Raw genomic sequence first — 12,678 nt, forward strand, 5'->3', positions numbered from 1 at the left:
GGTAGACCGCGTTCTCGTTGCCCGGGATGAGCGAAGAGGCCAGGATCACGGTGTCGCCCTGGACGATCCGGATCTGGTGATCGCGGTTGGCCATCCGCGAGAGGGCGGCCATCGGCTCACCCTGCGAGCCGGTGCAGACCAGTACGACCTCGTCGTCCGGAAGGTCGTCGAGCGTCTTGACGTCGACGACCAGACCCGCGGGAACCTTCAGGTAGCCCAGGTCGCGGGCGATGCCCATGTTCCGGACCATCGAGCGGCCGACGAACGCCACCCTTCGCCCGTACTCGTGGGCCGCGTCCAGGATCTGCTGGATGCGGTGCACATGACTGGCGAAGCTCGCCACGATGATGCGCTTCTGGGCGTTCGCGAAGACCGTGCGCAGGACGTTGGAGATGTCGCGCTCGGGCGGCACGAAGCCGGGGACCTCGGCGTTCGTCGAGTCCGAGAGGAGAAGGTCGATGCCCTCTTCACTCAGCCGCGCGAACGCGTGCAGGTCGGTGAGGCGGCCGTCCAGCGGCAGCTGGTCCATCTTGAAGTCGCCGGTGGCAACGGCCATCCCCGCGGGGGTGCGGATCGCGACCGCGAGGGCGTCGGGAATGGAGTGGTTGACCGCGATGAACTCGCAGTCGAAGACGCCGATGCGCTCGCGCTGCCCCTCGGTGACTTCGAGGGTGTACGGGCGGATCCGGTGCTCCTGGAGCTTCGCCTCGATGAGGGCCAGCGTCAGCTTGGAGCCGATCAGCGGGATGTCCGGCTTCAGCCGGAGCAGATAGGGCACACCGCCGATGTGGTCCTCGTGGCCGTGCGTGAGCACGATGCCCTCGACGTCGTCGAGGCGGTCCTTGATGGTGGTGAAATCGGGCAGGATCAGGTCGATGCCCGGCTGCTCCTCCTCGGGGAAGAGCACGCCGCAGTCGACGATCAGCAGCCGGCCTCCGTATTCGAAGACCGTCATGTTCCGGCCGATCTCGCCGAGACCGCCGAGCGGGGTGACACGCAGGCCGTTCTTCGGAAGCTTCGGCGGTGCGCCGAGTTCAGGATGCGGATGACTCAAAAGACTCTCCTCACCACACACGCCACGTACCTGAGGCACGTGGCGCGCATGATTCGTGCACTTGCAGTTGTCAGAGTGATCTTGCGTATTCAGTTGTGAAGTCTGTGTTTAAAGTTCTACCCCGCCGGCGGCAAGATCGATCTTGAGCTGGGCCGTTTCCTCAGGGGCAAGTTCCACCAGGGGGAGCCTGAGCGGCCCGGCAGGCAGGCCCTGGAGGCTCAGCGCGGCCTTCGTCGTGATCACGCCCTGCGTCCGGAACATACCGGTGAAGACGGGCAGCAGACGCTGGTGGATCTCGGTCGCCTTCTGGACGTCGCCCGCGAGGTACGCCTCGAGGAGGGCTCGCAGCTCGGGGGTGACGAGATGGCCGACGACGGAGACGAATCCGCACGCGCCGACCGAGAAGAGCGGCAGGTTCAGCATGTCGTCGCCGGAGTACCAGGCCAGGCCGCTGCGCGCGATGGCCCAGCTGGCGCGGCCGAGGTCGCCCTTGGCGTCCTTGTTGGCCACGATGCGCGGGTGCTCGGCCAGCCGGACGATCGTCTCGGTGTTGATCGGCACACCGCTGCGGCCCGGGATGTCGTACAGCATGACGGGCAGCCCGGTGGAGTCCGCGATGGCGGTGAAGTGCCGGAGCAGGCCCTCCTGCGGCGGCTTGTTGTAGTACGGCGTCACAGCGAGCAGGCCGTGCGCGCCCGCGGTCTCGGCCGCTCGGGCCAGCTCCAGGCTGTGCCGGGTGTCGTTGGTGCCCACGCCCGCGATGACGTGAGCACGGTCTCCGACCGCTTCCCGTACCGCCCGCACGAGGTCGGTTTTCTCCGCGTCGCTGGTGGTCGGGGACTCGCCGGTGGTGCCGTTGACAACCAGGCCGTCATTGCCTGCTTCCACCAGATGGGTGGCAAGCCGCTGCGCGCCGTCGATGTCGAGCGCGCCGTCCGCCGTGAAGGGCGTGACCATGGCGGTGAGGACCCGCCCGAAGGGGGTCTGCGGAGTGGAGATCGGAGCCATGGGTACCACGCTACTCGCTGCTGCGTTCGCCGCGTCCCCTCGGGGGACGGGAGCTACGGAGCCCGGCACTGCCTGCTCGGGGGTTCAAGCAGTGCCGGGTCCGTTTGATCAGCCTAGATGAATTTCACCAAAGGGTGCAATCCGGACACCTCACGCGGCCCAGTCGCACATGCGTGCCCTATGGGGCGACCCGTCCGTTGGCATTGAAGGCCGCATGGGTCAGCGGCATGAGCTTGTTCCAGTGCTCTTCCATCTGCTCGCCGACCATCTCGATCTCCCGCTGCGGGAAGGACGGCGTCCGCGCCAGCTCGTGCTGGGTACGCAGGCCGAGGAAGTGCATCAGCGACCTGGCGTTGCACGTCGCGTACATCGAGGAGAACAGGCCGACGGGCAGCACCGCCCGGGCCACCTCGCGGGCCACACCGGCGGCCAGCATCTCCTGGTAGGCCTCGTAGGCCTGCCGGTAGGAGTCCTCCATGACGCGGCCGGTGAGCTCCTGCTGGGCCGCGGTGCCCTCGACGAACTCGTACTTGCCGGGGCGGCCCTGCTGGACCAGCTTGCGGGAGTCTCCCGGTACGTAGAAGACCGGCTCCAGCTCCCTGTAGCGGCCGGATTCCTCGTTGTACGACCAGCCGACGCGGTGCCGCATGAACTCGCGGAACACGAAGATCGGGGCGCTGATGAAGAAGGTCATCGAGTTGTGCTCGAAGGGGCTGCCGTGCCGGTCCCGCATCAGATAGTTGATGAGGCCCTTGGAGCGCTCGGGGTCCTTCCGGAGCTCTTCGAGGGACTGTTCACCCGCCGTGGAGACTCGGGCCGCCCACAGCACGTCCGAGTCGCTCGCGCTGTGCTTCACCAGCTCGACGGTGACGTCGCTGCGGAAGCTCGGCTTGGGGTCTGAGGTGGGAGTGTCACTCACCGGCGGGGTCCTTCCATTTGCATCGCTCGGGCGGCGCCCACTCTACGGCGCGGCACCGACAACCAGGACCGGACGAACCGTCAGCAGAAAAGTTCTGCTTGTTCGTGGAAATCGGGCACCGATCGGCGGCTCCGGACGTCTGAATCAGTGGAACCAGAGTGGAACCGAAAGTCTCGTGATCCAAGGAGAAGTGCCCCTATGTTCCGCCGGCGAGAGGCCGTCCCGTTCGCATTCGTCGCTGACGCAGACCGCTTCCGTAGCAACATCGAACCGCCGCCCCGTCAACGCCCCAACACCTCCCAGCTGGCCGGCCGTGTGCTGGTCGGCCTGACCGTCGTCGCGGGCCTCGCAGGCTCGGTACTGTTCGGTCTGCCTGCTCTGGCAGCCGATCAGACGCCGGCACAGACACATCAGTCCGAAGCCGCGCACGACCACTGACTCGTCCGGACCCCTGGGGTGGTCGGGCGATGATCGCATCGGTAGCCTCACCGGGCACAGCCAATCGAGCGTGCTTGTGAGTGAGGATCAGTCGTGCCCCTGCCTTTCCTGACGGCCGACCGCGCGTTTGACGCAGCTGCCGAGAACGCCGACGACGTCGCGCTGCCGTTCGACGATCATGACCAGTGGCGCCGCCCCTACCGCCCAGGACCCTGGCGGGTCGGGGCGGCAGCTGTGCTTCTGCTGCTCGCCTCGTTCATCCTGCTGGCGGCGATGATCATCGCTTTCGCCGGCGCGGTGTCGGGTGCGGGCGTCACCCTCGTACTCGGCCTCGTGGTCGTCGGCTGCGCCCTGCGGCTGCTGCGGATGGGTACCTGGGTGAGCAGGCACGGAGTACGGCGGGTGGGCTTCTTCAAGACGGTCACCGTGCCCTGGGGCCGTACCGCGGCCGTACGCACGGTGCAGCAGCCGGTCCGCTGGCTGGGGCTGCCGCGCACGGTGCAGGGCGAGGCGCTCCTGCTCGTACAGCGGGACGGTCAGCAGCTTCCGCCGCTGCTCACCGACCACAGTGCCGACTTCCTGGCACGCCACGAGGCCTTCGACCGGGCAGCCGACACGGTCGAGGCGTGGGGTGCGGAGTACCGGCTCGGCTGAGCGGGCCGCCGGGATCGTCAGTCCGGCCGGGCGGATGTCCCCCGGCGACCCGCAGGCCCGTCAGATACTGACGGGCCTGCCCGCGTGCAGGGCGATGGCCCGCTGCATGGCCTTGCGGGCGCGCGGGGTGTCCCTGGCGTCCTGGTAGGCGACCGCGAGGCGGAACCAGCAGCGCCAGTCGTCCGGGCTGTCCTCGGTCTCCTCCTTGCGGCGGACGAAGACCGCGTCGGCCGAGTCGCGGTCGATCCGGCCGCTGGGCGTACGCACCAACTCGTCGACGGGCAGGCCGCCTTCGGCGTCCAGTTCGGCGGCGAGCCGGTTGGCCCGCCGGACGAACTGGGTGTTCTTCCAGAGGAACCAGATACCGATCAGCGGCAGGATCAGCACCGCCACGCCGAAGGTGACCGTGAGCAGCGTGCCGTTCTCGATGAGCAGCACGCCCCGGCTGCCGACCAGGACGAAGTAGAAGACCAGGACGGCGGCCGTGACGAGGTAGGTGATCTTTGCGCGCATCGGGTCAGCTCAGATCGAGGAAGTGTTCCAGGCCGACGGTGAGGCCGGGGGTGGTCACCACGCGGCGCGCGCCGAGCAGGATGCCCGGCATGAAGCTGCTGTGGTGCAGGGAGTCGTGGCGGATGGTGAGGGTCTCGCCCTCGCCGCCGAGGAGCACCTCCTGGTGGGCCAGGAGGCCGCGCAGCCGTACGGAGTGCACCGGGACGCCGTCGACGTCGGCGCCGCGGGCACCGTCCAGTGCGGTGCTCGTGGCGTCCGGCTGCGGGGCGCAGCCGGCCTTGTCGCGTGCGGCCGCGATGAGCTGAGCGGTGCGCTGCGCGGTGCCCGACGGGGCGTCCGCCTTGTTCGGGTGGTGCAGCTCGATCACTTCGACGGACTCGAAGAAGCGCGCTGCCGCCTGGGCGAACGTCATGGTCAGCACGGCGCCGATGGAAAAGTTCGGGGCGATGAGGACGCCGGTCTCCGGGGAGCCGGCGAGCCAGGAGCGGAGCTGCGCGAGGCGGTCGTCGGTCCAGCCCGTGGTGCCGACGACGCCGTGGATTCCGTTGCGTACGCAGAATTCCAGGTTGCCCATCACCGCGTCGGGGTGCGTCAGGTCGATGGCCACCTGGGCGCCGGACGCGGTGAGCGCGTCCAGCTCGTCGCCGCGGTCGAGGGCGGCGACCAGTTCCAGGTCTTCGGCGGCGTCGACGGACCGTGCGGCTTCGGAGCCGATACGGCCCCGGGAGCCGAGGACCGCGACGCGCAGCTTGCTGCTCATGCTTGCTCTTCCTTCATCGCTCGCGCTTCACGCGCCTTGGCTGACGCGTTTCACAGACGGTTGGGCTACAGGCGGTTCAGCTCAGGAGACCGCTTCGTGGAGGCGGTCGGCCTGCTTGTCCTTCAGCGGCCCGATCACCGACAGCGAGGGGCGCTGTCCCAATATGTCGTGAGCGACCGCGCGGACTTCGTCCGGGGTGACCGCGGTGATCCGCTCCAGCATCTCGTCGACCGACATCTGGGTGCCCCAGCACAGTTCGCTCTTGCCGATGCGGTTCATCAGCGCCCCGGTGTCCTCCAGACCGAGCACCGTGGAACCGGCGAGCTGGCCGACGGCGCGGCGGATCTCCTCGTCGGTCACGCCTTCGCTCGCGGCCCGGTCGAGCTCGTCCCGGCAGATCTTCAGGACGTCGTGGACCTGGTTGGGGCGGCAGCCCGCGTAGATGCCGAAGAGCCCGCAGTCGGCGAAGCCCGAGGTGTACGAGTACACGCTGTAGGCGAGGCCGCGCTTCTCCCGTACCTCCTGGAAGAGACGGGAGCTCATGCCGCCGCCGAGTGCGGTGTTGAGGACGCCGAGCGCCCAGCGCCGGTCGTCGGTCCTGGCCAGGCCCGGCATCCCGAGGACTATGTGCGCCTGCTCGGTCTTGCGGTTCAGCAGGTCGACGCCGCCCGCGGAGCGCAGGGTGCGGGAGCCGGTGCGCGGGTCCACCGGTACCGCGTCGGTCCTGGACAGCGCGCCCGCGCGCTCGAAGGCCTCGCTGACCTGGCGTACCACTGTGTCGTGGTCGATGTTGCCTGCGGCGGCGACGACGAGGTGCGTGGGGTCGTAGTGCTTCTTGTAGAAGCGGGCGATCTGGCTGCGGCTGAGCCCGTTGACGGTGTCGACGGTGCCGAGAACCGGGCGGCCGAGGGGGGTGTCGCCGAACATCGTCTGCGCGAAGAGGTCGTGCACGACGTCGCCGGGGTCGTCCTCGGTCATCGCGATCTCTTCGAGGATGACGCCGCGCTCGGCCTCGACGTCATCTGCGGTGATCAGCGAACCGGTCAGCATGTCGCAGACGACGTCTATGGCCAGCGGCAGATCGCTGTCCAGGACCCGCGCGTAGTAGCAGGTGTACTCCTTCGCCGTGAAGGCGTTCATCTCGCCGCCGACCTCGTCGATCGCGGCGGAGATGTCGAGGGCGCTGCGCTTCGCGGTGCCCTTGAAGAGGAGGTGTTCCAGGTAGTGGGTGGCTCCGTTGAGGGACGGCGTCTCGTCCCGGGATCCGACGTTCGCCCAGATCCCGAAAGTCGCCGAGCGCACTGAGGGGACGGTCTCGGTGACGATGCGCAGACCTCCAGGGAGGACGGTCCTGCGGACCGTGTCGCTGGACTGTGCTCCGGCGTGGCTCACGTTTCCGTCCTTGAATGCACTGCTGTTGTTCTCGTCCGTGAGGTGGCTCTGGGTACGGGCGACGGCCCGCGCCTCCGAAGAGGTGCGGGCCGTCGTCGCGGAACTACGGGACGTCACTTGTCGGCGTCGTCCTTCTTCTCGTCTTCTTCGCCCTCGATGACGGGGACGAGGGAGAGCTTGCCGCGGGAGTCGATCTCGCCGATCTCGACCTGGACCTTGGAGCCGACCGCGAGCACGTCCTCGACGTTCTCCACACGCTTGCCACCGGCGAGCTTGCGGATCTGCGAGATGTGCAGCAGGCCGTCCTTGCCCGGCATGAGCGACACGAACGCACCGAAGGTCGTGGTCTTGACGACCGTGCCCAGGTAACGCTCGCCGACCTCCGGCATGGTCGGGTTGGCGATCGAGTTGATCGTGGTGCGCGCGGCCTCGGCCTGCGAACCCTGCTGGGCACCGATGTAGATGGTGCCGTCATCCTCGATCGTGATGTCGGCGCCGGTGTCCTCCTGGATCTGGTTGATCATCTTGCCCTTGGGGCCGATGACCTCACCGATCTTGTCCACCGGGATCTTGACGGTGATGATCCGCGGGGCGTTCGGGGACATCTCGTCCGGGACGTCGATGGCCTCGTTCATCACGTCGAGGATGTGGAGGCGCGCGTCACGGGCCTGCTTCAGCGCGGCGGCCAGGACCGAGGCGGGGATGCCGTCGAGCTTGGTGTCGAGCTGGAGCGCGGTCACGAACTGCTTCGTGCCGGCGACCTTGAAGTCCATGTCGCCGTAGGCGTCCTCCGCACCGAGGATGTCGGTGAGGGCGACGTAGTGCGTCTTGCCGTCGATCTCCTGCGAGATGAGGCCCATGGCGATACCGGCGACGGCGGCCTTGAGGGGCACACCGGCGTTCAGCAGGGACATGGTGGAGGCGCAGACCGAACCCATGGACGTCGAGCCGTTGGAGCCCAGCGCCTCGGAGACCTGGCGGATCGCGTACGGGAACTCCTCGCGCGTCGGCAGCACCGGCACGATGGCGCGCTCGGCGAGCGCTCCGTGGCCGATCTCGCGGCGCTTGGGCGAGCCCACGCGGCCGGTCTCACCGACGGAGTACGGCGGGAAGTTGTAGTTGTGCATGTAGCGCTTGCGGGTCACCGGGGAGAGGGTGTCCAGCTGCTGCTCCATGCGGAGCATGTTGAGGGTGGTGACGCCCAGGATCTGGGTCTCACCACGCTCGAAGAGCGCCGAGCCGTGCACGCGCGGGATGGCCTCGACCTCGGCGGCGAGCGTACGGATGTCCGTGACGCCGCGGCCGTCGATGCGGACCTTGTCCTTGATGACGCGCTCACGCACGACGGACTTGGTCAGCGCGCGGTACGCGCCGGAGATCTCCTTCTCGCGGCCCTCGAACTTCGGGAGCAGCTTCTCGACGGCGATCTCCTTGACGCGGTCCAGCTCGGCCTCGCGCTCCTGCTTGCCGGCGATGGTGAGCGCCTTGGCGAGCTCGGTCCTGACCGCGGCGGTGAGCGCCTCCAGGACGTCGTCCTGGTAGTCGAGGAAGACCGGGAAGTCACCGGTGGGCTTGGCGGCCTTGGCGGCGAGGTCGGACTGGGCCTTGCAGAGCGCCTTGATGAAGGGCTTCGCGGCTTCCAGACCGGCGGCGACGACCTCTTCGGTCGGGGCCTCGGCGCCGTCCTTGACGAGCTGGATGGTCTTCTCGGTGGCCTCGGCCTCGACCATCATGATCGCGACATCGCCGTCGTCGAGCACGCGGCCCGCGACGACCATGTCGAAGACGGCGTCCTCGAGCTCGGTGTGCGTCGGGAAGGCGACCCACTGGCCCTTGATCAGAGCGACGCGGGTGCCGCCGATCGGGCCGGAGAAGGGCAGGCCGGCCAGCATCGTGGAGCAGGAGGCGGCGTTGATCGCGACCACGTCGTACAGGTGGTCGGGGTTGAGCGCCATGATCGTCTCGACGATCTGGATCTCGTTGCGCAGGCCCTTCTTGAAGGAGGGGCGCAGCGGCCGGTCGATCAGACGGCAGGTGAGGATCGCGTCCTCGGAGGGGCGGCCCTCGCGGCGGAAGAAGGAGCCGGGGATCTTGCCGGCCGCGTACTGCCGCTCCTCGACGTCCACCGTGAGGGGGAAGAAGTCGAGCTGGTCCTTGGGCTTCTTGGAAGCGCTGGTGGCCGACAGCACCATGGTGTCGTCGTCCAGGTACGCCACGGCGGAGCCGGCGGCCTGCTTGGCCAGGCGGCCCGTCTCGAAGCGGATGGTGCGGGTGCCGAAGGTTCCGTTGTCAATAACGGCCTCGGCGTAGTGGGTCTCGTTCTCCACTAGCGTTTTCTCCATACTCGTCGTCTTTCGTCCCCCAGCCCGTGTGGCGGGGAACGGGGCGGAGAAGCGCTCCATGGTTGCGGGGCCGGTCTTCGATCGAAGCACCCGGGTGATGTTTCCCGGGGGCCACTACCGAGGACCGGCGGCGGCTGGAGGGCGCTTCCCCTCGTTCGGTACTGCAGCATTCGGTACTGCGGTTCTACGTACTGCGGTGTTCCGTACTGCGGTATTCGGTACCGCAGCGTTCGGTACTGCCGTGCACACCCAGATTACTGAGCCCGGTCCGGGTTCCGCACGTACAGAGCCGCACGTACGGCAAAGGGAGCGGTCCCCAGGAAATGGGGCCCGCTCCCTCGCACAACGTTCTTACTTGGCGCCGCCGGCCGCACCGCGGCGGATGCCGAGGCGGTCGACCAGCGCACGGAAGCGCTGGATGTCCTTCTTGGCCAGGTACTGGAGAAGGCGGCGACGCTGGCCGACCAGGATCAGCAGACCCCGGCGGGAGTGGTGGTCGTGCTTGTGCATCTTGAGGTGCTCAGTCAGGTCCGAGATGCGGCGCGAGAGCATGGCGACCTGAACCTCGGGGGAACCGGTGTCGCCTTCCTTCTGGCCGAACTCGGTCATGATCTGCTTCTTCGTAGCGGCGTCGAGCGACACGCATACTCCTCGTGAGTCTTCAGGCCACCGAGTGCCCCAGGTCGAATACGCTGGGGAGCTTCCGTAACTCGGGAGGCGGGGATCCGCTGGGCGCAGCCTCCAGGTCATCCGGAGGCGCGTACACAGACGGCCGTCACACAGCGTATCAGCCTTTCCGAGTCGGCCGGCCCGTGCCCCGGCTCCCGCCCGTAGACCCGAATGGCTCAAGCCGCGCGCCACGCCACGCCGCCTCAGATCCCTGCGGCGTGAGCTGCGCCATGCTCCTGTGCTGTCCAGCCCGTCAGGGCGCGACCACAGCAGCAGGAGCACCGCAGTGACGACGAGGGCCACCGAGGATTCACCCACGTCCGATGACGATTACGACAGCGAGGTACCGGTACGCCGCAGGCGTCCCGGAAGCGTCATCGTCAGCTGGGCGACCACGACCGATCACAAGACGATCGGCACGATGTATCTGGCCACATCGTTCGCCTTCTTCTGCATCGGCGGCGTGATGGCGCTTCTGATGCGTGCCGAGCTGGCGCGGCCCGGTACGCAGATCGTGTCGAACGAGCAGTTCAACCAGGCGTTCACGATGCACGGCACGATCATGCTGCTGATGTTCGCGACGCCGCTGTTCATCGGCTTCACCAACTGGATCATGCCGTTGCAGATCGGGGCACCCGATGTGGCGTTCCCGCGGCTGAACCTCTTCGCCTACTGGCTGTATCTGCTGGGCGCACTGATCGTGATGGGCGGCTTCCTCACCCCGGACGGGGCTGCCGACTTCGGCTGGTTCGCGTACTCCCCGCTGACCAGCACGGTCCACTCCCCCGGGGTCGGCGCGGACCTGTGGATCATGGGGCTGGCCTTCCAGGGCTTCGGCACGATCCTCGGTTCGGTCAACTTCATCACCACGATCATCTGCATGCGCGCCCCCGGCATGACGATGTTCCGTATGCCGATCTTCGTGTGGAACGCACTGCTCACCGCTGTGCTGGTGCTGCTGGCCTTCCCCGTACTGGCCGCCGCGCTGCTCGTACTGGAGGCGGACCGGAAGTTCGGCGCCCATGTCTTCGACGCGGCCAACGGCGGGGCGCTGCTGTGGCAGCACCTCTTCTGGTTCTTCGGGCATCCGGAGGTGTACATCATCGCGCTGCCGTTCTTCGGGATCGTCACCGAGATCATTCCGGTGTTCTCCCGCAAGCCGGTCTTCGGTTACATCGGCCTGGTCGGGGCCACGATTTCGATCGCCGGTCTCTCGGTGACGGTGTGGGCCCACCACATGTTCGTCACCGGCGGTGTTCTCCTGCCGTTCTTCTCCTTCATGACCTTCCTGATCGCGGTGCCGACCGGTGTGAAGTTCTTCAACTGGATCGGCACGATGTGGAAGGGGTCGCTGTCCTTCGAGACGCCGATGCTCTGGGCCATCGGCTTCCTGGTCACGTTCCTCTTCGGTGGTCTGACCGGTGTCATCCTGGCCTCGCCCCCGATGGACTTCCATGTGTCCGACTCGTACTTCGTGGTCGCGCACTTCCATTACGTGGTGTTCGGGACCGTGGTCTTCGCGATGTTCGCCGGGTTCTATTTCTGGTGGCCGAAGTTCACGGGCAAGATGCTGGACGAGCGGCTCGGCAAGATCAACTTCTGGACGCTCTTCGTGGGCTTCCACGGCACGTTCCTGGTGCAGCACTGGCTGGGCGCGGAGGGTATGCCCCGGCGGTACGCGGACTACCTCGCCGCTGACGGCTTCACCACGCTGAACACCATTTCGAGCATCAGCTCCTTCCTGCTGGGGCTCTCGCTGCTGCCGTTCTTCTACAACGTCTGGAAGACCGCCAAGTACGGCAAGCCGGTCCTGGTCGACGACCCGTGGGGTTACGGCCGCTCGCTCGAATGGGCGACATCCTGCCCGCCGCCCCGGCACAACTTCACGACCCTCCCGAGGATCCGCTCCGAGGGCCCGGCATTCGACCTCCACTACCCCGCGGTCAACGCTCTCGAAGCAGCGGGGCACGCGGCGGCCACCTCCACCCCCTCCTCCTCCACGGGCACCGGGGACGAGTAGCACAGAGAGAGAAGAGGAGAAGAAGAAGCGAAGCGGAAGGGACGGCGAGGAGAAGGCGTGGCAACCGACGAGGACACCGCGCGCGGTCTCGTGCGGATCGAGGGGTACCTGCTGTGGAGCGCGGAACTGGAGGAGGCCCGGCGGCAGGCTGCCCACTTCGCCGGCCAGCTGCCCTGGCTGACAACCGCCCAGCGGGACGATGTGGAACGCGTCTACACCGCCGACCGGGTGGCCGTCTCCCGGGCCGTGCTCGTACGGATCTCCGACCGGGCGGCCGAGCTGCGCGGCGAGTACACCGCGCGCTATGAGCAGTTGAAGCGGCGCTGCGTGTCGGTGACGGTGATGGCCGTCGGTGCGGTGAGCGGCACGTATACGGCGATCGCGCTGCTCAGCCGGTGACCCGGCAGCGCCCTCTGCCGTCCCGGATCCGCGTCGTCCGGAACCCATGAGCGGGACCGGTCCCGCCAAGTAGGGTGAGCGAACAGCTTGTTCGTACGTGGTGAAGGGACCGGGCAGCCATGGCTGACGCACACGACAAGGACCGCAAGGAACGCGAGAAGGAAGAGCTCTACGCCCTCGACATCTCCGGTGTCGAGTGGCAGGGCGCGCCCGGCACCTCGGAGCACGAGGAGCGGGTCGAGATCGCGTATCTGCCGGACGGGGCTGTGGCCATGAGGTCGTCCGTCGACCACGGAACAGTGCTGCGTTACACGGAAGCGGAATGGCGCGCCTTCGTGCTGGGCGCCCGCGACGGCGAATTCGACCTGGAGCCCGCACCGCACAACGGCGGGACCACGAGCGCCGCGGAGTAGGCAGGGGCCGGGGGCGACCGCGACGGACGATTTTGGGCGGCTTTTGGCCCCTTCCTTCCGTTATGACCGATGCCTTGTGGCGCAACAGGGCCTGCTT

The 12,678-nt window shown here is 67.6% G+C and carries 13 protein-coding genes (1 of these 13 only partly in view); 5 read left to right on the forward strand and 8 right to left on the reverse strand.

The annotated features are described in order from the left end of the window. From OG210_RS04975 to thyX, 3 genes are all read right to left on the reverse strand, one after another. Positions 1 to 1,054: the 5' portion of a ribonuclease J gene (locus tag OG210_RS04975; protein WP_328332063.1), read on the reverse strand. The gene continues 632 nt to the left of window position 1, outside the view; only the first 1,054 of its 1,686 coding nucleotides appear in the window; its start codon is at positions 1,052 to 1,054; its stop codon lies beyond the left edge, outside the window. Between the two features lie 108 nt (positions 1,055 to 1,162). Next, positions 1,163 to 2,062, reverse strand: coding sequence for a 4-hydroxy-tetrahydrodipicolinate synthase (gene dapA, locus OG210_RS04980; protein ID WP_328332061.1), 900 nt, complete (start codon positions 2,060 to 2,062; stop codon positions 1,163 to 1,165). A gap of 178 nt (positions 2,063 to 2,240) precedes the next feature. Continuing rightward, complete coding sequence (gene thyX, locus OG210_RS04985) at positions 2,241 to 2,981, reverse strand: FAD-dependent thymidylate synthase (protein WP_328332059.1); 741 nt, start codon at positions 2,979 to 2,981, stop codon at positions 2,241 to 2,243. A 198-nt stretch (positions 2,982 to 3,179) separates the two neighbouring features. Between thyX and OG210_RS04990 the strand changes: the two genes are divergently transcribed. Next, entirely contained in the window at positions 3,180 to 3,419 is a 240-nt protein-coding gene (locus OG210_RS04990) for a hypothetical protein (RefSeq protein ID WP_328332057.1), read from the forward strand. Between the two features lie 93 nt (positions 3,420 to 3,512). Next, a complete protein-coding gene (locus tag OG210_RS04995; protein WP_328332055.1) occupies positions 3,513 to 4,073 on the forward strand; it encodes a hypothetical protein in 561 nt (186 codons plus the stop codon). A 60-nt stretch (positions 4,074 to 4,133) separates the two neighbouring features. Here the strand turns inward: OG210_RS04995 and OG210_RS05000 are convergent, their stop codons facing one another. The 5 genes from OG210_RS05000 to rpsO all read right to left on the reverse strand — a co-directional run bounded on the left by OG210_RS05000 (position 4,134) and on the right by rpsO (position 9,722). After that, the gene (locus OG210_RS05000) at positions 4,134 to 4,586 is read right to left on the reverse strand and encodes a tetratricopeptide repeat protein (protein WP_327294927.1); all 453 of its coding nucleotides are present in this window, start codon (positions 4,584 to 4,586) and stop codon (positions 4,134 to 4,136) included. Between the two features lie 4 nt (positions 4,587 to 4,590). Beyond that, positions 4,591 to 5,346, reverse strand: coding sequence for a 4-hydroxy-tetrahydrodipicolinate reductase (gene dapB / locus OG210_RS05005; RefSeq protein ID WP_328332052.1), 756 nt, complete (start codon positions 5,344 to 5,346; stop codon positions 4,591 to 4,593). A gap of 81 nt (positions 5,347 to 5,427) precedes the next feature. Beyond that, complete coding sequence (locus OG210_RS05010) at positions 5,428 to 6,855, reverse strand: pitrilysin family protein (RefSeq protein ID WP_328332050.1); 1,428 nt, start codon at positions 6,853 to 6,855, stop codon at positions 5,428 to 5,430. After that, positions 6,852 to 9,065 (reverse strand): polyribonucleotide nucleotidyltransferase, encoded by a 2,214-nt coding sequence (locus OG210_RS05015; RefSeq protein ID WP_328335632.1) that lies wholly within the window; start codon positions 9,063 to 9,065, stop codon positions 6,852 to 6,854. The genes OG210_RS05010 and OG210_RS05015 overlap by 4 nt, the downstream gene beginning before the upstream one ends. Before the next feature lie 366 nt (positions 9,066 to 9,431). Continuing rightward, the gene (gene rpsO / locus OG210_RS05020) at positions 9,432 to 9,722 is read right to left on the reverse strand and encodes a 30S ribosomal protein S15 (protein ID WP_250297433.1); all 291 of its coding nucleotides are present in this window, start codon (positions 9,720 to 9,722) and stop codon (positions 9,432 to 9,434) included. A 313-nt stretch (positions 9,723 to 10,035) separates the two neighbouring features. Between rpsO and ctaD the strand changes: the two genes are divergently transcribed. The 3 genes from ctaD (at position 10,036) to OG210_RS05035 (ending at position 12,581) form a co-directional block, all read left to right on the forward strand. After that, positions 10,036 to 11,769 carry a cytochrome c oxidase subunit I gene (gene ctaD / locus OG210_RS05025; RefSeq protein WP_371535056.1) on the forward strand — a complete coding sequence of 578 codons (1,734 nt, stop codon included), beginning with the start codon at positions 10,036 to 10,038 and terminating at the stop codon, positions 11,767 to 11,769. 57 nt (positions 11,770 to 11,826) lie between these two features. Further along, a complete protein-coding gene (locus OG210_RS05030; RefSeq protein WP_328332046.1) occupies positions 11,827 to 12,168 on the forward strand; it encodes a hypothetical protein in 342 nt (113 codons plus the stop codon). 119 nt (positions 12,169 to 12,287) lie between these two features. Then, positions 12,288 to 12,581, forward strand: coding sequence for a DUF397 domain-containing protein (locus OG210_RS05035; protein WP_328332044.1), 294 nt, complete (start codon positions 12,288 to 12,290; stop codon positions 12,579 to 12,581). Positions 12,582 to 12,678 lie beyond the last annotated feature (97 nt).

Origin of the sequence: Streptomyces sp. NBC_00466 (assembly GCF_041433995.1) — a bacterium.
Taxonomy (GTDB): domain Bacteria; phylum Actinomycetota; class Actinomycetes; order Streptomycetales; family Streptomycetaceae; genus Streptomyces.